Source organism: Phormidesmis sp. 146-33 (genome assembly GCF_052939515.1).
Genome location: NZ_JBJPHU010000031.1, coordinates 42,212 through 61,242, shown reverse-complemented (window position 1 = coordinate 61,242; position 19,031 = coordinate 42,212). Strand labels below are relative to the sequence as shown.

The following is a 19,031-nucleotide window of genomic DNA, read 5'->3' as shown; positions in this document are numbered from 1 at the left end:
ATTAACCCTTTCCTCCCTCCTCCCTCCTCCCTCCTCCCTCATGAAAAGAACCGCCGTCCTGAATGTCGTTGGACTAACTCCAACTTGCCTGGGTGACAACATGCCGAAATTAACAGCCTGGGCAGATCGGGGACAGCGATCGTCCATTACGCCGATTTTGCCTGCTGTAACCTGTAGTGTTCAGGCGACTTATCTCACAGGCAAGCATCCCAGCGAACATGGCATCGTGGCAAATGGCTGGTACTTTCGAGACGAGTGTGAGGTCAAGTTTTGGCGGCAGTCTAATCAACTGGTGCAGGCTCCCAAAGTCTGGGACATGGCCAGAGAACTCGATCCGACTTTCACCTGCGCTAATTTGTTCTGGTGGTACAACATGTACTCCTCGGTTGATTATGCAGTCACGCCGCGCCCCATGTATCCCGCTGATGGACGCAAACTGCCTGACATTCACACTCATCCAGCCGCGCTTCGCCCCAAACTTCAGACTGAACTTGGACAGTTTCCCTTGTTCAAATTTTGGGGCCCGGCGACCACGATCGACTCCTCCCAGTGGATTGCAAATTCAGCAAAATGGGTCGAGACAAACTTTAGTCCTACGCTTTCGCTCGTCTATCTGCCTCATCTGGATTACTGCGCCCAAAAAATGGGTTCGAGTCCAGCCCAAGATCTGCAAGAAATCGATGCCGTTGTGGGTGATTTGATTGAATTCTACGAGGCACGAAACATCCAGCCAATCATTCTCTCTGAATATGGCATTACGCCCGTGTCTCAACCCGTACACCTCAATCGAGTGTTGCGATCGGCAGGACTGCTGCAAATTCGAGAAGAGTTGGGTCTAGAACTCCTCGATGCGGGTGCCAGTCAAGCGTTTGCGGTTGCAGATCATCAAATAGCTCATGTGTATGTCAACAATCCAGCAGTGCTATCTCAGGTCAAGACGCTACTAGAGCAAACACCCGGAGTCGAACGAGTTTTGGATGAAGCAGGCAAACGAGACTATCACCTTGACCATGCGCGATCGGGCGAGCTAGTGGTCATTGCGAAACCAGAGGCATGGTTTACCTATTACTATTGGCTGGACGACCATAAAGCGCCTGACTTTGCTCGCACCGTGGATATTCATCGCAAACCAGGCTATGACCCGGTAGAACTATTCATTGACCCACAGATTCGGTTTCCCAAGCTCAAGGTTGCCAAAACGTTATTCCAGCGCAAACTGGGGATGCGATCGTTGATGGATTTGACACCGCTAGAGGCAGAATTAGTGCGCGGATCGCATGGGCATTTACCGAATTCTGTCAGCGATCGCCCCCTGGTGATGACACAAAGTAACCTACTACAAGACTCTTCAATATCATCGCTTGAGATTTGTGCCCTTATTTTAAACCACTTATTAGCTTGACTTGAAACACAACGCTTTCAGGAGAGCCGTTTCAACCAGATTCTCACAACTCAAATAGGATTGCTATATCAATGAGAACATAATGAGAACATAGAAAAAGATCCCAAATGAGTTCCATAGCGTGTTCATAGCTCTATTGCATTTCTATTTAGACGCACAACATAATTTGAGAGCCTTCTTGAGTTTTGGTGACTTCAATTCGAGCTTGAAAGGCTTCTTTGAAATAAGGCATGTGAGTCACGGTGAGAATGCAGGCAAAATCAGGCGCGATCGCATTAATGGCCGCCACCAAGCGATCGCAACCTTCCTGATCCTGAGTGCCAAACCCCTCATCTACAATTAACATTTGTAACGCGGTGCCCGATCGCTGAGACAACAATCTCGCCAACGCCAATCGGATGGCAAAATTCACACGAAACGCTTCGCCACCGGAATACGTTTCATAAGCACGAGTCCCACGGGTATCGGCGATCAGAATATCCAGCGTCTCAGAGAGTTTTGAAGGTTGAGACTTGGTGGAATTGCGCCCGCGCTGAGTGACAAATTGGACATGAAGCTGATTGGCACTCAACCGAGAGAGAATTTGATTCGTCGTCGCTTCAAGCTGCGGCAGCACGTTCTCGATCATGAGTGCTTGAATTCCATTTTTGCCGAATGCTTGAGCTAATTCTTGATACACTCGCGTTTGTTGTCTGGAGATTTGTAATTGAGATTTGAGTTCTAAATTCTGTGTACTCAGTTGTTCTTGCTGCTGTTGTTGTTGTTGGAGACGACCCAATCGAGACAACTGACCATCCAATTCTTGACGCTGTTGTAAAAGATGTTGTTCTAGCGTTTGGATTTGGATTGCACAATCAGGCATCTGTTCTAGACAGTGAATCAATTCTCGCATTTGTTGACTGACGATTTGTCGCTCATTCAGCCGAGCCTGAAGGGTTTGATCTAGCTCATGGAGCCGTTGATCGACTTGAGGAAATTGCTGCTGTGCCTGACAGAGTTCTTGATAGCGGAGTTGCCAGGGTTGTGCCTGACGCAAGGCTTGACGCAAAGCATCGTGCTGTTCTAGATGATAGCCGATCGCGGCAATCTGACGATCGTACTCGCCCAGTCCAAAAGCTGTCTCTTGATTGATCCGCTCCATCTGTTGCTCAAGGTCTGCAAGCTGTGATTTGAGTTCGGGTTGACGCGCCTCGATTTGAGCCTGTCGCCGCTTTGCCTGCTTGACTTCTGCCTGTTTGATTTCTGCCCAACGCCAGCGATCGATGGCTCCCCGCGCCAGGGCGTGATCTTTTTCGTCATAGTTGATTTGTTGAAGACTGCGATCGAGTAGCTGCAATTCTTCTTGAAACTCGGTGGCATAGTCACCTGATTTAAGTTTCGCTTCAAGCTGTGCAGCCTCAGCGTTGAGTTGTTCCCAACTTTTTTGCACATCGGCCGTCACTTGAAGCTGTTCCTGTAGCTGGCCACGTCGTTCTAAAATAGTGCCGTACTGCGTCAGCTTCTCTTCTAGCTCGCGATACTCTCCCCGCAAAACCTGAATCTCTCGCTCAGAGACGGCCAGTTGCTCTCGAATCACCCAAATTTGATCGAGAACTTCTTGCTGTTGCTGCTGATGTTTTTCTAAAACGAGATTCCAGTGATGCTCATCCAGGGGACGATCGCACAGCGGACAAGGGGGATAGGACTCTTGAATCTTAGGTCTGTTTTGAAGGGTGACTGAACTTTTTTCTAAGCCAGCCTTCTGATCTTCTCGAAGATTCAAGGTTGAAAACTCATAGCTCTCTCCGCCACACACGTCTTGCCTCAACATGCGAATCTTTTGGTCGAGTTCGGCAAGTTGAGCTTCGTGATCGCGCTGGTGGGCCTGCAACCGTTCCATAAAGCTGCGTCGCTCTAATCCTTTTTCACGGACTTGTTCTTGATAAAGTCTGATTTTTTGCAGTTCTTCAATGCGAGTGGCGATCTCGACGGCCGCTTTCTGAAGTTTAGGCTGACGTTGTTGCTGAGTTTGAAGTTGATAGGCTGAAGAACGAACTTCATCCAAACGGGCACTCAAGCGAGTGGAAGCACGATCGACCTGACTTTGTAGCTGTTGTCTTCGCTGAATTAGAGGTGCTGCTTGCAGTTGCAGTTGATCTAATTGACTGAGATAAAGTCTCGCCTGGCGCAACTGTTCCATTCCCGCTTCGATATCGGCCGCCTTGCTCAACGTCCGCTGAATTTCTTGCGTTTGTTGAATGAGAGCAGCGTCTTGAGCCTGGATTTGCTGTTGACGATTGTGTAATTCGCTGAGTTTTTCAGTTTGCTGCTGCTGATATTTTTGGCGTTTGGCTTGAGCAATTTGATGAGACTGAAACTTGGCGGCTAGAATTTCCTCTTGCGATTGCAGCATTTGCCATTGCTGATACCCCAAAACAATCTGATTTTGTTGACCAAGAAGTGTCTCCAGCGTTTTTTTCTGGTGATCGGTCTGAGAAAATTCCTGTTGTAGACGTTGACAATCTTGGCTGAGATTGCGTTGTTGCTGTTGTTGCCAGGTTAGTTGTTGTTGCCAGGTTTGGCGTTGTTGTTGTCTTGCTTTTAGCGTTTGCAATTGTGCTGTTTTAGCAATCTGCTGCTGTTGCATGTGAGCTAGATTGAGTTCTAACTCGGCGCATTCTTGAGCGATCGTCTCTCGTCGTTGTAGCTGTGATTCATTGGTCGCCAGATTTCTCTCTAGCAGTTCCATTTGTCCTTTGAACTGGCGCGATTTATCTTTGGCTTGCTCTGCCAACTGATCGTATCGTTGTAGCTTGAGCAAGTCAGCGAGAATCTGCTTGCGCTCTGCCGGACGACGCAACATAAACTCATCGGCGCGTCCCTGTCTTAAATAAACAGAGTTGACAAAGGTTTCATAATCAAGCTTCAAATGCTCCAAAATTAGCTGCTGAGTGGCGCGGATGCCTTTTTCGGTGAGCGATCGAAAGCGCGTTTGTTCCAATTCTGCCCGATTTTCTCCTTGAGCAATTTGAAACTCCAACACGACACCCTGTCCCCGTTGGCGCGTCCGAATCACTCGATAAGTCTGCTGGTGAATGCTAAAAATAAAATCAACTTGCGCTTCCTTAGTGCCGATGTGAATCACATCATCTTCGAGTGCGACGCGACTCTCCCCCCAAATCACCCAAGAAATGGCTTCTAACAATGACGACTTGCCCGCCCCATTTGACCCACAAACGCAAGCCGTGTGCAGCCCTCTAAAGTCAAGCGTGGCTGCACGATAGCTCAAAAAATTCTTGAGAGTTAGCTGTTGAGGAATCATGACAATGCGATCGCGGGCAGCCGTTAAATTCGTTGCTCAAATCAACACGTCAGCCATAGGGCGGAGCGTAATTCAGTACAAATGCACGAAAGTACAGTCGCACTGTATTGTAGTCTAATCGCTAGAAGGGCTAATCTGTAAAGGACTTTCGATCAAACATGGGCTAACTGCCAAACTTCAGGGTGATTTGGGGCTTGATGCACACTCGCACTTACCAAAAATCATGAAAAAAGTCTTATTCATCCTGAGTGAGTTGATTGATGCTGATATTGATTGGATTGTGTCGATCGGAACCCGCCAATCCATTTCTCCCAAAACGGTTTTGATCCAGGAAGGGCAGCCTGTCAACACGCTCTACATTTTGCTAGAAGGCGAGTTATCGGTCTCAACGGGGGCGCTCGGAGGCCGCGAAATTGCCCGTCTCGGTCAGGGCGAAATCGTCGGTGAAATGTCGTTTGTCGATTCTCGTCCGCCGTCTGCCACGGTGAGAGCCGCCCAAGCTTCACAAGTCTTTGCAATTCCTCAAGTTGATCTCGCTGAGAAACTCAATCTCGATGTCGGGTTTGCTTCTCGGTTTTATCGAGCGATGGCCATGTTTTTGTCTAATCGGTTGCGATCGACGGTCGGCCAATTAGGAGATGTTGGAGAATCTGCATCCGAAGTCAGCGAGATTAACCAAACGGCCCAAGCTCGATTAGCGATGCTGCTCAAACGCCTGCGAGAAAAGTGACGAAAAGCAGCTGTTCCTGGCTGAATAGATGCTCTCAAGTAATTAAAACCGCAGTGATTCAAACAAACTGTGGACTCATTCAACAGACTGTCTTTTTAGCGTTAATGCAATGATTTTTTTCGCTTCGGTGTTCAGCGCCTCTGCCCCCAATCCCTCATTCTGACGGGCTTTAAAGCAATTCCGGTTTCAAAGTCCCTGACTCGTGAGGAATTTAGGAGGCTGCCCGGATTAATCACCGTAGCAAAAGATTTCATCGAATCCATGTCTTTTGAGGAGGATCACCTTAGAGAGATAGCTTACGATCGCTCACTCAGTCCAAAGGTAGGTTTTGTGAGTTCAGGAACCTTGTTAAAAATTCTCTAGTCAATAAAGACATCGCTACTAGAACACGACCTGAAGGACAGACCCATGTTGAACTTAAAGAAATTTCAAGCAAGTACCGCGCTCGCACTGACTTTGGGCGTGACTTCGACGAGCATCGCCCCCATGATCATGATGGGAGCCGCTAACGCCAATCAAGCACCCCAAAAAGTTGCACAACTCTTCCCGTCTCAGCGCACTTCACCCAGCTATGGTGTGAGAATCCCTGCGGGTGCCAGCTTCCCCGTAGTCTATGACAAAGCCGAAAGAATTGTAATCGCGCCAGCCGAAACAGTGCCCATGACGCTGACGATCGCCCGCAACATTCGATCGTCTTCTGGAACGCTACTCATCCCCGCTGGAAGCCAGGTTGAAGGTGAATTTCGACCCGCAGAGAACAACAACTCCCAATTTGTCGCCAGAACGCTAATTTTGACCGATGGCACACGCTTGCCGATCGATGCTCGTTCTGATGTTCTCAGCCGCAAAGAAAACATTCGCCAGGGTGTCGATACCGGAGCGATTTTGAAGGGAGCGGCGATCGGGTCAGGTGCGGCAGCAATCATCTCAGGAGTGACGGGTAAAAAACGCATCACGCTGGGTAGAGTTCTGATTGGGACGGGGGCCGGTGCCCTGGGCGGACTGCTACTCGGACGCAAAAACAATGAAGTCGTCGTCGTCGAGCCTCGCACCGATAATCTCTCTCTAACACTCAATTCTTCACTGGCGTTGAATCGTTAGAGACGTTAGACAGCCAGAGACGTTAGACATTGAACCGAAGATAGAAGACTTTCAAGGCTGCTTAGTCTAGAGTCCAAAGTATGAAGTTCAAGTCAGCCATAATCGTGACCGATTCCAGTTGGGGTTTGTCACGATTTTTAATAGCAATCATTTGTTCTTTACTCAACGTTAACGTTCGCTTACTGACTCATTAATTACAAAGCTGATAGCCTGTTCACAGATTCATTAAAAAACAACTTTTCTCAAGGCTTCCATCTATAAAGTTTTGAATCGCTTGGAGATTTACATTCATGATGCAAATTTTTCTAAGTCATGTATGAAAATAATTCAGTAAGCTGATTTCAAACTTTTTAGATTCTGTTCATTGTTAACCTCTCCCTTGTATTCAATTAATCTGAATGACGATCGCCCTTAAGCCACAGTCTACCAACCTTCCTAAATTGCGTCCTTGCTTCTGTGGTCTACTGCATTCAAACGATTCATCTGGTCAAAAGATGCAGGTGATTTCAATTGCGTTAGTCCTTTTAGCCAGCCTGTTTGCAACTGAATTAGCGATCGGCACCTGGAGCCATAGCCTCTCTTTACTGGCTGATGCGGGGCACCTTTTAGCCGATGTAACCGCCCTGAGCATGACTTTGGGAGCCGCCTGGTTAGCACAGCGTCCTGCGAGCGATCGCGCCACTTTTGGACACCAACGAGTTGAGATTCTCGCCGCCTTACTCAATGGCTTGGGACTGCTGGCGATCGCTGCCTTTGTCACCTGGGAAAGTTGGGAACGATTTAACTTACCGCAGACCGTTTTGGGCTTGCCGATGCTGCTGGGAGCCGGGATTGGGTTACTGGTCAACAGTTTGAATATTCTTTTGCTCTATCAGCGCAGTCAAGATGATCTCAATCTCAAAGCCGCTTTTTTGCACGTGGTGGCGGATGCGGCTAGTTCGGTGGGCGTGATTGTGGCGAGTTTGACGATCTACTTCTGGCATTGGATGTGGATGGACACGACGGCTAGTTTGATGGTCGCTGCTCTGACGAGTTTGAGTGCCTTACCGTTGATTAAGCAAAGTCTGGAAATTCTTCTAGAATACGCGCCCGCGTCGATCGATCCCACCGAAATCGAAGCCACTTTACTGACCTTTGAATCCGTCCAACAAGTCGAAGCGCTGCGGATCTGGAGCATTACGGCCGATCAGGTGGCGCTGGTGGCTCAGATTCGAGTTGAGAAAGCCTTGGAGAGTGGAGAACGCGATCGCTTACTACAAAAGATACAAGCTCACCTCCAAAAAACCTATCAAATTCAGGAGACTATTCTCCAACTTAAGGGAGATGAAACACAAGCTGAAACAGGCTTCCATCCATTACTTCATCAAAGCTTAACAGAGCATGTCTTCAGGAAAACACGGAGTTCATCAAGTTAGAGATTACTCTATTGACAGAACCTCTGAAACCCTGCTCATCTATTCATCTCAAAGACAAATTATGGGTTTACGTCTGCAAAATTGGGTGATTTCAGCCCTCTTGATTGGGTCAATGGCGGCTCCCGCTCGTGCCGAAAGCCGTCAAATTGAACGCTTACTCAACGCGGAAAGCGGCGATTTTGCAACCTTGATGAAGCAGGCAGACACGATCGCCACCGACCTGATCAATCAAAGCTTTGCCGATCCGACGACGACCAAAGTCTCGCTCAAAGTCCTGGGAGAACGAGAAGGTCAGATCGCCCCGCTGCTGTCTGTCAGCGTCTCTCGGCAGGATTGGCAAACCCGCTCAAGCGTTCAGCAATGGGCGCGTTATTTTGGAGGATCTACCACATTACTCGGCTTTGATCGATCGCCCGATACCACTCAAGTCGCTGCGTTTACGCCCCCGGTTCCGGTATCAGAAAACGAGCCAAACTTTTACGACAATCGATGAGCCGTTCTTTCTAGTTTCTGTTTAGCGTTCGTTTTAGTGTTTACCTTAAATTCAGGATCTTTGCATGATGCGTTTACCGTTCCATAAATCTGTGCGTTGGCTGACTCTCTTTCTGGCGGGTTTTTGCGTAGCACTCATCACAGCCGTGTGGTCTTTGTCTCAAGTCGCAACGGCGACCTCTTCGATTTACCCGCAAGGGGTTGAGCCTTCCGTCCACACTGCACAGCCCCAATTTTCTGCCCCAGTCAACCAGTTTGCTCAAGAAGTCATTGACAGCCATCGGGCCCCTAACTTCTATCAGTAGAAGACAGGCGTAGTAAAAAATCTGGCGTTGCTGAATCAGGGGATGAATTGCCCCCAAGCGGCGGGAACCCCAAGGTTCAAAGTCCCTCACTCGTGGGGGATTTAGGGGGCGAAAAGATGGACACTTCCCACAGAGTCATCCCTCCAATCAGCAACGCCAAAAATTTCTGTCACCCCTTCTCAAATCCAACCGGGATTCGCTCCAAGCTGAGTTCCACAGATTTTTTGTGCCAAAAAGCCGGACTTTGTTGCAAAGGAATAAACCATGATTCGTTTTTTTGACAGCATCACCCTACTCCTTGTGGGTAGCTTGAAGCGATCGTTTTCTCTCTTTCTCGCCTGCCTTTTCTGTCTCCTAAATGTCACCTTTTCTCCCCTCAGCACACCTCCTGCCCTGGCCGAAGGAAACGGAGTTAATGTCATCATCATGATCGGTGATGGGATGGGCTGGAACATGGCACGGGCGGCTGCGGCTGCGAAAACAGGCACCCTTTACAAAGCAGGAAAGGGGCAAGGGCTGAACTTTCAAAAGCTAAAGGGCTACACCTACACGACGACCTATGGAACGACGATCGACGCGACTAATGCCACCACAGGCGCAGTCACATCCTCAACGGGCAACTCGGCGCTAGATAACTCCAATCCGATTACGGGTCAGAGTCCCATTCGTCCAGGGTTCCAATTTAATCCGGCAATCAACCCCGGCACCCCCGCTCGCGACTTGACCGCCACCGCCAACCAACCTTGCCGCAACGGAGGCGACCCCGGAAAAGGCAACATTGTCGGCTACGAAATCGCCAAAGGCGGCCCAACTCCCTGGATTCCTCTGTCTCCGGCGGTTCCTCAAGGCACCGATCCTGAGTACATCAAGTGCAGCTATCCTGACTCGGCCAACACTGCTTCGACCTTGTACACCGGGGTTAAGAGCTACAACAACGCCATGTCAGTCGATATCTACGAGCAAGCCGACAAAACCATTCTGCAAACCGCACGAGAATTGGGCAAATCGACTGGACTGGTTACTTCAGTTCCGATTACCCATGCGACTCCTGGTGCGGCTGCTTCAAGTGTTAACCGTCGCAACAAATATGATGCTGACTTCCCGGCTTTAGACAACATTTTGCAAGAAGCGCTGCGTGAAGACCAGGGTTACCTGCCCACTGTTTTGCTGGGAGGTGGGCACCCGCTCGACTTTCTCAACACCACGGCAGCCAGCACTGTCACTCCCAAGGGCTTTGAATACATCAAGCAGTCTACCTATGAAGAACTGCGCGACAAGCCGACTAATAATCGCTATGGCTACACCTTTGTCGAACGGGATACCAGAGTTACCACAACAACCCGATCGGGCCAAATTAGACTGGGTGGCAAAACCTTGCTCGAAACGGCGAAGAAGCTTGATCCCAATCAGGGCGATCGTCTCTTAGGTTTGTTTGGGGCCCGTGGTCAAGATGGCAATATTCCCACGCTGTCCGCTAATGGCGATTACAGCCTAACGGGGTTGTCTAACTTCTCGGTTTACTCGACGGCCGCGGCTCCGACCAATGCGACGGGAACCCCAGTTAATAACGGCACTCAGATTCCCAAACCTGATACAGTGCGTCCTTTGGCAACGGCGATCGCTGAAACCAATGAGCAGTTCATAGTGAAAGAAGTCCGGGCAAATCCGACGCTGGCCCAAATGACGAGAGCCGCTTTAGAAGTGTTGGGTAAGGACAAAGATGGTTTTTGGCTGATGGTTGAAGGCGGCGACATTGATTGGGCTGCCCACGACAACAATCTAGATAACCTAATTGGGACGATGACCTCTTTTGACAATGCGGTGAAAGAAGTAACCAACTGGGTGAGCAAAAACGGCGGCTGGAAGAAAAACGTTCTGATTGTCACGGCTGACCACGACCACTATCTGACACTCAACGACAACTATGCTGAATTGGTCAAAGCCAACGGTGCAGAAGCGTTGACCTTCAATAAAAACACGCCAGCCGAAGCGGGTCACTTCTGGGGTTCTGATCCGGCTATCAAGTATGGCTGGGGCAACCACAGCAACCGATTGGTGCCTGTTTACTTCCAGGGCGACACCTTCAAGCTGCTCGATTATGTTGGAAGCAATGTTGAGTTTGTAGACAGACCACCGGGAGGCACTGCTAAGACTTACCAGATTCCTGGTGTACCGGGGGCAGTTGATCAGTCACACATCTATAAAGCAATGTTAGCTGCATTAAAGTCCTAGTTACGATGTGATTCACAGTCTGGATACCTTCTAGAAGCTCGATCGACTCAGTGCGATCGGGCTTTTTTTGCACCGACCACAAGGACTCTGGACTAGGGACAGGGCAAGTTTCAAATCCGGCATTGCTAAATCGTGGGCTGAATTGCCCCAAAGCGGCGGGAACCCCAATGTTCAAAGTCCCCCATTTTTGGGGGATTTAGGGGGCGAAAAGATGGACACTTCCCACAGAGTCATCCCTCCAATCAGCAACGCCAAAAATCCAACGTCTAAAGTCCAAAGTCTGCCCTAAAAATCATCCTTCCAAACCAATTTTTGAAACTGCTAAAGTGCTCGTATTGAGCAAGCCTTTGAAACAATTGAGAAACCGGATGAAGACAAACGCCGTCCGTATTTTGGACAACCTTGGCATCGATTACGACCTGCGAGACTACGACGTTGACCCCGATGATCTAGCCGCCGAAAGCGTCGCTCAAAAAATCGGATTGCCCCCCGAACAAGTGTTTAAAACATTGGTAGCTAGAGGCGATCGCACCGGAATTCTCTTAGCCGTCATTCCAGGCAACACCCAACTGGATCTCAAAGCACTGGCGCAACTGTCGGGCGATCGTAAAGTAGAAACCTTTTCACTTAAGGAAGTCCAACCTCTTACAGGCTACATTCGCGGCGGCGTGACGGCACTGGCTTGCAAAAAAGACTATCCCGTTTACGTAGACGAACTCATTGAAATTTTTGATCTCGTTTCTATCTCTGCTGGAGTCCGAGGAACACAAATTTTGTTACATCCCAGTGATTATCTTCGCGCTGTCAAAGCAGTTGTCGGCATGATTTCACAAGACAAACTTTGAGGCGAGAATCTTATCTTAAAGTTCACCAGAATTGGGGGCAGAAGGACAGAACACCAAAGCGCAAAAACTCGTCGAATTCACGTTAATGCTAAGGCTTAATCTTCACCAGTTCAGGCAACAAGATCTCGAACGCTCTGCCCCGGTGACTGACTTCATGTTTCACTTCGGGCGGCATTTCTGAAAATGTCATTCCTTGCTCAGGCACATAAAAAATCGGATCATACCCAAAACCGCCTTCTCCGAGCGGCTGCGTCAAAATTTCACCCGGACAAATGCCTTCCGCTTGCAGGGCGATCGTGCCATCCGGTCGAGCCAATGCGATCGCACAGACAAACTGAGCTTTGCGATCGGAGCGATTGCCCAATTCTCTCAGCAGTCGGTCAATTCGATTGGCATCAGTCGTCCCATAGCGTGCAGAATACAATCCGGGTGCCCCATTCAGCGCATCGACGGCTAAACCAGAATCATCAGCGATCGACCATTCCCCCAACGCCTTGGCAACCTGAGACGCTTTGAGCGCAGCATTTTCAGCAAAGGTTGTCCCCGTTTCTTCAATATCCAACTCATCTGGCTTGAGCATCAATTCCCAATCCAGCCCGACCAGATACGCCTGCATTTCTCGCAGCTTGCCAGGATTGCCCGTCGCCACCACTAATTTCGTCATATTCAACCCCAAAACCCCAATCACCCAATCCAATCCCGCAGCGCCTGCCAACCTAAAAGATCTTGCAGCAGCGTTTGATAGCCCATTACGTTAGGATGCAGCCCATCTTCGGTCAACTGCGTCTGACACCAATCCATCCCTCGCGACATCCACAGATCAAACAAGTCGAGATAAGGAATCTGTCGCTTTTCGCAGGCCAGCCGCGTGGCTTCTTTGTAGCGATGTTGATCAGCATGATTGTAGTAGAGACAGTTGAGAAACGGCATTTTGGCTTGATTGACAGGCACCATGCCTACAAAGATCACTGGGCAGAGGCGTTGGGAGCGATCGAGCAAATCAGCGATCCCCATCTCAAAGCCCTCAAACTCCGTCAAGTTTTTGCCATCCAGTCTAGCTAATCGTGGAGAATCATTCACACCCACCGAGAGAATAATCAAATCTGGAACTCGATTCCGCAGTTCGCCTCGATTGTGAAACTCAGCTTCAAGCCGTCGCGCCACCTGCCGAACGCCATCTCCCCGCACTCCCAAATTGTAAAGCGCATGATTGGGGCCACCCGGAGTCATCCACTGTCTGCGAAGTCGCTCAACCCAGCCGCCCCCCACCGGATCACCAAATCCATAAACCAGACTATCTCCTAGCGCTAACAGCCTCAGCGACGGAGGAGTGGGACGAGCATCTAATCCAACAGAGGGCGGGTCGATCGTTTGCATGAAACCGTGTAATCTTGGGTGGGTCTACGCTATTAATAGAAGGGGGCTAGACTGAAAATTTAGCATTCTAAGACGAAGATTTTCAAATCTTTACACAACCCTATCTCAAAACGGCATCATTCGCGATCCGTTGACAGACTTACCGAGATTTTGCGGAAAGCCCCTCGCCTTTAGGCAGGGAATGCAGAGCAACGGCGCTATCGCGCCAATCTCTTACGGCAATGAACGAAGAAACTCTCGCACGATGTCCGTTTTTGTGCGCTTTGCCTTCTTCGCGTAACGCTCAAGCTTTTTCATTTCTTCCTCCTAGATCCTAATGTTTAATTGTTTTCCAGTCATTTTTGTATAGCAATGCGCTATCCTGATTCTAGTGGAAAGGGTAATCAACCACTCTAAAAACCCAGTTGCCGAAAGGCTCAACGCTGCACCTTGAAAATTGAATCGATGCGGTTCTACTGCATTTTTCTAGACTCCCCCTCGCAGTAGGTAAAAGATTCAGAGGAGCTAGACAAACAGCATCTTGAAGCATTATTTGTTTCAAAAAACCTAAACAGGACTTGCGAAAGCAAATAGGGTAGGGCATACCCGAATTAACGCTTGGGGAGAATCCCACCTCTGGGCTAGAGACTGCAAGGAATCTAGTTTAAGTGGTTTCGTTGAGCCAAGAATCCCCGTGCGTTTACGTCGGGGAGTGTCAAGCTCTCGACCACTTACCCAAGACAACATTTATGGCAAAATCTGGCTCCTTACACAAGCGTCCTACCTTTGACACAACTCAACTGATGCGCCGCGCCGATGAGTTGATTAACGCTGCCTCCAACCGCTACCGGATCACTGTCCAGGTTGCCAATCGCGCCAAACGCCGCCGTTTTGAAGATTTTGATAGCGGAGACGACCCCATGATGAAGCCAGTGATGCGGGCGATCGTTGAGATGTCAGACGAGCTAACCCAACCCGAAATCATTGGTGAGTAGCGCATTCTGAGGAGATCGGGGGTGTTTGGCGCATCCCTATCTTCTCCTTCAACGCTGTCATTTTTTTTTGGGGAAACCTTTCTCTTCAAATTCGTCAACAGATTCAACGGACAAGATCGACCCGCATGAGCAAGCAATTTGATAAACGACGCATAAGACGATTTGGGCTGACTGTGGGCACGATCGGGCTGATTGGCTTGCTGGCTGGAGGAACGATCGCTGCCGAACCTTCTACGCCCACGACGACGAGATCCAGAGTCCAAGATGCCTGGTCAAAGGTTTATCAGCAGTTACCAGACCTACCGCTCGAAAATCAATACATCAACCGCGAGACGGGCAAAGTCGATCCAAACAACACCCTTGTCAGTCGCATGGTGCGCTATCACCAATATATAAAAGGCCGTCCCCTTGTCTATCGTCTCGACTGGAAGCTGACGCTGGGCGATTATCTGGGCATTAATGAGCCGATGCTGGAATCGAGCTATCCAGGCTTTGACAATTTGCGAAAAAATCCATTGGAGAGCGATCGGGCTGCCATTAGTCGCCTCACTCGGAGACAGCGAAATGCTCTGGTTCAGGCGCTAGTCAACGTTTTTAATCCGTCCGCCAGTCAACCGATCGCGCCCTCTGTTGCCAAACCAGTTGCCAAACCCCAACCGACCCCGACTCCGGCCGCTTCGCCTCAGACAGGGGGTGCCCGGTTACTATTGCCCTGATGGGACGGTTACTCAAAAGTGGCGCTGGCTGGCGGCTGGGATGGGATGCAGACGCTCCAGAATTTCGGGGACTGATCGGAGGAGACGACTGGGCGATCGAGCTAACAGAGTCCGAACTGTCTGATGTCATCCGATTAGCCGACCAACTGAGCCGCACCATGCTTCAAATGGCAGGAGAACTAATGGACGAAGAAACGATCGCCTGTGAAGCCGAAAGCGACCTCCTGTGGCTCGAAGCAGAAGGCTATCCTCACGCCTACAGTCTGCGTCTGATTTTGCGGTCTGGGCGGCGTGGTGAAGGCTTTTGGACTGAGGCCGTGGTTCCAAAATTACTGGAGGCGCTGCAAACTCTGCAAGTTTTCTGAAGATTTGGTCGAACAGGGCGCATTATGTTATGCTGGTTAAGCAAGTTCGGGGCGTAGCGCAGCTTGGTAGCGCACCACTTTGGGGTAGTGGGGGTCGCACGTTCAAATCGTGTCGCTCCGATCAGATAGAGGCCAGTCATTGTACTGGCCTTTGTCGTTTTTGGATCAGGGTTGCGCGCTCAAAATAGTTGGTAGCTGGGGTATGTCGCCGTCGGTCGCCCCTTGCAACCTTCCACCAATTGCTACCGTTGTACCAAAACATTCACTTTTAGTCGTTTAATCGACCTTAGCTCGGAATCGAAAGAAGCCATAAGAGGTTGACGGCGTACTGGTTGCGTTGGTGACGGTTCCGACTTGGATTCGGACTGCACCGCGCCCACTGTTGATGCCCGTACAATCAACAGGGAATGTAGCCGTGTAAAACCCACTTCCTGGGCCAGCACCAGAACCTTCAGTAACAGCAGTGGTAGTCCCGCCAAAGTTAAGTTGGATCGTTCCAGGAACTAAGGTTTGTTTAGCGGGCACAAAGTCACAAAGGTTGACATTGTTTGCATTGATCGTGCTGTCGGATAAAAAGTAAATGGTGTACTCCACTTCGTCTTTGGGAGCAGGGGCACCTGGATTCGGGGTCGGGATTTGTGTGCCGTTAATAGCTCCTAGAAGGTAAGTGTTGCTGCCGCCCGGCCAATTTACACCAGGGTTATCGTTATTGTCGGTGGCTAAGTTGTTGTATCCCCCGATCGCAGTCACAGTCGCGCTACCCTCCTTTTTGATACCCGTAATTCGTTTGACCAGACGCAGCCGAGGGCGAATCGGAGTTACCGTCGGATCGTTAGGGGCCGGAGTGCCAGGGTCGTTACTGGGCGCATTGGCAAAACCCGTACTAGAGACAACTGCCTGGTTTAAGAGTTGAGTTGTTCCTGCTGGCAATGGGTCATTAATTTTAACGCGGAATTTAACAGTGGTTGTATTGTTGGCAGCCGTCGTTCCTAAACTCCCACCTGCCGAACTCGTTGCCCCTGTACCTAATCGGAAAACAATCTGAGAGCCATTAATCTCAGCTTGATCGTCTGTGACCGCATCGGTTTTGCTTCCCGTATTTGCTCCAGCAGTAATTTGTAAGGAACTAGGAACATAAGCGGTGTTGGTGGGAAGCGGATCACTCAAAATCACGTTATTGACTGAGGTGGTAGTGCTAGTATTTCTGACCGCCACCGTGTACTCCAAAATATCACCGGGTGTCGTGCCGCTTGAGTTGTCGCTATCTGCCGCTAGAGCGACTGTCTTATCGACTTGCAGAGGGCTAACGGGTACGATCGTCACATCTTCTGCTGTATTTGCAGGTGATGTACCGTTGTATGTCGAAGTGACTGGGGCGCTGCCTGTCGGCGCACTGGTGACATTTGCGCTTGTATTGCTGTACTGTGCGGCTGCCGTGGCACTGTTGTTGTAAGTTCCAGAAGTGGTGCCGTTGGCAATGTTAACGGTGAACGTAATAGCAACGTTGCCGCCTGGTGGAATCTTGAACCCTGACCAGGAGGGCTGAGAAGCAGTTCCTCCGGTTGTCACGGTTGCTGGGCCGGTCGCTCCTCCTGAATAAACGGGAGTCACCGTGGCTGAACTGTTGGTAAACCCAGTGGGCAACCCTGAATCCGCAATCACGACGTTCTCAGCGGTCGATCGATTTGTTCCCGTGGGATTGCTGGCAGTAATGGTGTAGGTTGCTGTTCCGGGTGCGACCATCGGCCCGGGAGTTGAGGTTGACTTAGCGGCAGAGATGATACAGCTTGCCCCTGAAATGCTTGTTGTGGCATCTGCGGGAGTCACTGAAATTGGAGCAGTCACTCCATCCCCTGCGGTTGCTCCCCCAAAGTTGGTGGCATCATTGTTAGTCGTTCCGGCTGCCCCCCCGCTCACATTCGTGGTTGCGCCAGGGCTAAAGAGAACGACCCCACCAGAACCGCCCCCACCGGGCCCATGAGGAGCGCCGCCCCCTGTGTTAGTGCCCCCTCTGCCACCGCTTACATTAATACTGAGACCAGTTGAACTTCCCGTTTGCGAAATAACGAGAACACTACCCCCCGCTCCGCCCCCACCACTTGCGTCATTGGCAGGAATGGGGGCTGGAGTGGCACCTTTGGCACTGATCGTTCCTGTCCCAGCGATCGTTCCTGTCCGCAGCAGAACTATTCCCCCCCCAGGGGCACCACTACTGGCTAATCCAGCGCCAGGAGTTCCAGTCCCGTTGTTTGTGGTGCCAGCCCCGCCACCCCCACCCAAAATCAACCGACGGGCAGATGCTACTGAGAAAGGGGCACCTCCTGCGCCCCCGTAGGGCAAGACGCTATTCCAAGTTCTGCCACCTCTACCACCTGAACCGCCATTGCTACCGCCACCGCCGCCAGCGTTTTCATCGTTAGCGCTGGGTCTCCCGTCTGTACCGCCGCCGCCAGCGTTTCCGGGGGCACCACGACCATAGCTTCCATTGGGATAGCCTTCTTGCGTGTTAGTGACTAAGGCATTCGTAGTGGGGTTAAATAGGTATCTGGGTGTCCCGGCGACTCCCTCCCCCTTAGAGGCGTTGTTGTTGATAGTAGAAAGGGAAACAACATCTGTGTTTGCGCCAGCGCCTCCTCCCAACTGACGACCGCCGCCGCCTCGAAAGCCTTGCCCATCTACATTAATTTGGCCTGCACCTGTAAAGGTCGTGCTACCCACCACATCGATCGCTACCACACCGCCCGTTGATCCATTCCAGGGAGTTGCTGCGATCGTGCCACTCACGGTCAGGTTTGCATACTGTGGCACTCGAACTACCTGAAATCGCTTTTGCCCCTGGCTACTTCCACCCGTATTATCAGCATTCACATAGCTATTTACTAGAGAAGAACTGAGGATAATTGTGCCGCCGCTAGTTGCAACAGTGTTAGTTGCCACAACGTACTCAAAGTTTCCGGCAGTGAAGTTGGTCGCCGTGTTGCCATTGACAGTGCCATCTGTTGGAAAGTTTGGCAGCCCTGTCGAGCCATTGTTGCTAGAGTCACCATCCCCATAGGCACCCGTATTGGTACTATTAATCTCTGCACCTTGCATTTGGATGACTAGTAGCAAGTCACCTGGCTGAATCGGGCTGCTAAATCCTGATGATGTTCCTACGGTAATGCTATTGGTTCCAGCACTCGCAGTGACTCCAGCCGCACCAGGATAGTAAGTGTTGGCTACACTCGACCCCACAGTTGGACTCCCATCTTTACCGGGAACTGCGCAGATAGTGCCACCGCCCCCTATTTTGTCCGCCCTTGCGGGGGAGGTAAAGAACCAGAGATTTTGTGATACGAGCAAAACGGTAGCCGCATAGAGGGGACTAATGCTACGCAGTGATCGCGCCCAGAACGGCGATCGTTCAACATAAGGAGAGATTAAATTACGCTTCATGGGGTGGCACCTTGGACACTGGGGGGACTAACCGGAGCAGTTGAAAGGGTAGCTTCTGGTTTGGGCTGGTTGGCTGGAGTCGGTTTCTGTAAGCCAAAGCCGCTAAATAGTTCGTTGAGTTTGATGGTTAGCCCCAGGTAAGGGCCGCCTGTCGATCGACTGCCATCAAAGTCGCGATCGTTAACTCGACCAAAGCTATATCCTGCTGCCAGTCTAAGATTGGGTGTGAGATAGTAGCCTGCCTCTAGCAAAAAGCCTGTTTCACTAAATCCAGCACTGGGCTGAGTAATCCAACGGGCTTCTCCAACAAGATCCCAGCTATAACCCAAACGATAAGTGGC

The 19,031-nt window shown here is 50.4% G+C and carries 16 protein-coding genes and 1 tRNA gene; 12 read left to right on the top strand and 5 right to left on the bottom strand.

Annotation, left to right across the window (positions count from 1 at the left end; all coding sequences use genetic code 11):
- Window positions 1–40: 40 nt before the first annotated feature.
- Window positions 41–1,402, top strand: a complete 1,362-nt coding sequence (locus ACJ2PR_RS14710; protein ID WP_446877542.1) for an alkaline phosphatase family protein — start codon at window positions 41–43, stop codon at window positions 1,400–1,402.
- Between the two features lie 148 nt (window positions 1,403–1,550).
- Here ACJ2PR_RS14710 and ACJ2PR_RS14705 read toward each other — a convergent pair whose 3' ends face one another.
- Window positions 1,551–4,703 carry an AAA family ATPase gene (locus tag ACJ2PR_RS14705; RefSeq protein ID WP_446877541.1) on the bottom strand — a complete coding sequence of 1,051 codons (3,153 nt, stop codon included), beginning with the start codon at window positions 4,701–4,703 and terminating at the stop codon, window positions 1,551–1,553.
- Window positions 4,704–4,926: 223 nt separating this feature from the next.
- Here ACJ2PR_RS14705 and ACJ2PR_RS14700 point away from each other — a divergent pair, with 223 nt between their 5' ends.
- From ACJ2PR_RS14700 to ybaK, 7 genes are all read left to right on the top strand, one after another.
- Window positions 4,927–5,433, top strand: coding sequence for a cyclic nucleotide-binding domain-containing protein (locus ACJ2PR_RS14700; RefSeq protein ID WP_446859683.1), 507 nt, complete (start codon window positions 4,927–4,929; stop codon window positions 5,431–5,433).
- 408 nt (window positions 5,434–5,841) lie between these two features.
- Window positions 5,842–6,534: a hypothetical protein gene (locus tag ACJ2PR_RS14695; protein ID WP_446869669.1), complete on the top strand. Its 693-nt coding sequence runs from the start codon at window positions 5,842–5,844 to the stop codon at window positions 6,532–6,534.
- Between the two features lie 398 nt (window positions 6,535–6,932).
- The gene (locus ACJ2PR_RS14690; protein WP_446877540.1) at window positions 6,933–7,949 is read left to right on the top strand and encodes a cation diffusion facilitator family transporter; all 1,017 of its coding nucleotides are present in this window, start codon (window positions 6,933–6,935) and stop codon (window positions 7,947–7,949) included.
- A gap of 61 nt (window positions 7,950–8,010) precedes the next feature.
- The gene (locus ACJ2PR_RS14685; protein WP_446869667.1) at window positions 8,011–8,442 is read left to right on the top strand and encodes a hypothetical protein; all 432 of its coding nucleotides are present in this window, start codon (window positions 8,011–8,013) and stop codon (window positions 8,440–8,442) included.
- A 64-nt stretch (window positions 8,443–8,506) separates the two neighbouring features.
- On the top strand, window positions 8,507–8,746 hold the full coding sequence (locus tag ACJ2PR_RS14680; protein ID WP_446869666.1) for a hypothetical protein: 240 nt from the start codon (window positions 8,507–8,509) through the stop codon (window positions 8,744–8,746).
- Between the two features lie 264 nt (window positions 8,747–9,010).
- Complete coding sequence (locus ACJ2PR_RS14675) at window positions 9,011–10,978, top strand: alkaline phosphatase (protein ID WP_446877539.1); 1,968 nt, start codon at window positions 9,011–9,013, stop codon at window positions 10,976–10,978.
- Between the two features lie 368 nt (window positions 10,979–11,346).
- Window positions 11,347–11,823 carry a Cys-tRNA(Pro) deacylase gene (gene ybaK, locus ACJ2PR_RS14670; RefSeq protein ID WP_446877538.1) on the top strand — a complete coding sequence of 159 codons (477 nt, stop codon included), beginning with the start codon at window positions 11,347–11,349 and terminating at the stop codon, window positions 11,821–11,823.
- A gap of 88 nt (window positions 11,824–11,911) precedes the next feature.
- On the opposite strand, the gene rdgB is transcribed toward ybaK, so the two are convergent.
- Window positions 11,912–12,487, bottom strand: a complete 576-nt coding sequence (rdgB, locus tag ACJ2PR_RS14665; RefSeq protein WP_446877537.1) for an RdgB/HAM1 family non-canonical purine NTP pyrophosphatase — start codon at window positions 12,485–12,487, stop codon at window positions 11,912–11,914.
- 20 nt (window positions 12,488–12,507) lie between these two features.
- Window positions 12,508–13,200, bottom strand: coding sequence for a GDSL-type esterase/lipase family protein (locus tag ACJ2PR_RS14660; RefSeq protein ID WP_446877536.1), 693 nt, complete (start codon window positions 13,198–13,200; stop codon window positions 12,508–12,510).
- A gap of 728 nt (window positions 13,201–13,928) precedes the next feature.
- Here ACJ2PR_RS14660 and ACJ2PR_RS14655 point away from each other — a divergent pair.
- The 4 genes from ACJ2PR_RS14655 (at window position 13,929) to ACJ2PR_RS14640 (ending at window position 15,376) form a co-directional block, all read left to right on the top strand.
- Entirely contained in the window at window positions 13,929–14,174 is a 246-nt protein-coding gene (locus ACJ2PR_RS14655) for a DNA-directed RNA polymerase subunit omega (RefSeq protein ID WP_446859692.1), read from the top strand.
- Between the two features lie 125 nt (window positions 14,175–14,299).
- Window positions 14,300–14,890, top strand: a complete 591-nt coding sequence (locus tag ACJ2PR_RS14650; protein ID WP_446877535.1) for a hypothetical protein — start codon at window positions 14,300–14,302, stop codon at window positions 14,888–14,890.
- A complete protein-coding gene (locus ACJ2PR_RS14645) occupies window positions 14,890–15,255 on the top strand; it encodes a DUF1818 family protein (RefSeq protein ID WP_446877534.1) in 366 nt (121 codons plus the stop codon). Before ACJ2PR_RS14650 ends, ACJ2PR_RS14645 begins: the two co-directional genes overlap by 1 nt.
- Before the next feature lie 47 nt (window positions 15,256–15,302).
- Window positions 15,303–15,376, top strand: a tRNA-Pro gene (locus ACJ2PR_RS14640).
- Between the two features lie 155 nt (window positions 15,377–15,531).
- On the opposite strand, the gene ACJ2PR_RS14635 is transcribed toward ACJ2PR_RS14640, so the two are convergent.
- Window positions 15,532–18,690, bottom strand: a complete 3,159-nt coding sequence (locus tag ACJ2PR_RS14635) for a beta strand repeat-containing protein (RefSeq protein WP_446877533.1) — start codon at window positions 18,688–18,690, stop codon at window positions 15,532–15,534.
- Window positions 18,687–19,019 carry a hypothetical protein gene (locus tag ACJ2PR_RS14630; protein WP_446877532.1) on the bottom strand — a complete coding sequence of 111 codons (333 nt, stop codon included), beginning with the start codon at window positions 19,017–19,019 and terminating at the stop codon, window positions 18,687–18,689. Before ACJ2PR_RS14630 ends, ACJ2PR_RS14635 begins: the two co-directional genes overlap by 4 nt.
- Window positions 19,020–19,031: the final 12 nt, after the last annotated feature.

What these genes read in the sequence shown, in the direction of transcription:
- ACJ2PR_RS14710 (WP_446877542.1), top strand. Translation starts at nt 41, where the DNA reads ATGAAAAGAACCGCCGTCCTGAATGTCGTTGGACTAACTCCAACTTGC.
- ACJ2PR_RS14705 (WP_446877541.1), bottom strand. Translation starts at nt 4,703, where the DNA reads ATGATTCCTCAACAGCTAACTCTCAAGAATTTTTTGAGCTATCGTGCA.
- ACJ2PR_RS14700 (WP_446859683.1), top strand. Translation starts at nt 4,927, where the DNA reads ATGAAAAAAGTCTTATTCATCCTGAGTGAGTTGATTGATGCTGATATT.
- ACJ2PR_RS14695 (WP_446869669.1), top strand. Translation starts at nt 5,842, where the DNA reads ATGTTGAACTTAAAGAAATTTCAAGCAAGTACCGCGCTCGCACTGACT.
- ACJ2PR_RS14690 (WP_446877540.1), top strand. Translation starts at nt 6,933, where the DNA reads ATGACGATCGCCCTTAAGCCACAGTCTACCAACCTTCCTAAATTGCGT.
- ACJ2PR_RS14685 (WP_446869667.1), top strand. Translation starts at nt 8,011, where the DNA reads ATGGGTTTACGTCTGCAAAATTGGGTGATTTCAGCCCTCTTGATTGGG.
- ACJ2PR_RS14680 (WP_446869666.1), top strand. Translation starts at nt 8,507, where the DNA reads ATGATGCGTTTACCGTTCCATAAATCTGTGCGTTGGCTGACTCTCTTT.
- ACJ2PR_RS14675 (WP_446877539.1), top strand. Translation starts at nt 9,011, where the DNA reads ATGATTCGTTTTTTTGACAGCATCACCCTACTCCTTGTGGGTAGCTTG.
- ybaK (WP_446877538.1), top strand. Translation starts at nt 11,347, where the DNA reads ATGAAGACAAACGCCGTCCGTATTTTGGACAACCTTGGCATCGATTAC.
- rdgB (WP_446877537.1), bottom strand. Translation starts at nt 12,487, where the DNA reads ATGACGAAATTAGTGGTGGCGACGGGCAATCCTGGCAAGCTGCGAGAA.
- ACJ2PR_RS14660 (WP_446877536.1), bottom strand. Translation starts at nt 13,200, where the DNA reads ATGCAAACGATCGACCCGCCCTCTGTTGGATTAGATGCTCGTCCCACT.
- ACJ2PR_RS14655 (WP_446859692.1), top strand. Translation starts at nt 13,929, where the DNA reads ATGGCAAAATCTGGCTCCTTACACAAGCGTCCTACCTTTGACACAACT.
- ACJ2PR_RS14650 (WP_446877535.1), top strand. Translation starts at nt 14,300, where the DNA reads ATGAGCAAGCAATTTGATAAACGACGCATAAGACGATTTGGGCTGACT.
- ACJ2PR_RS14645 (WP_446877534.1), top strand. Translation starts at nt 14,890, where the DNA reads ATGGGACGGTTACTCAAAAGTGGCGCTGGCTGGCGGCTGGGATGGGAT.
- ACJ2PR_RS14635 (WP_446877533.1), bottom strand. Translation starts at nt 18,690, where the DNA reads ATGAAGCGTAATTTAATCTCTCCTTATGTTGAACGATCGCCGTTCTGG.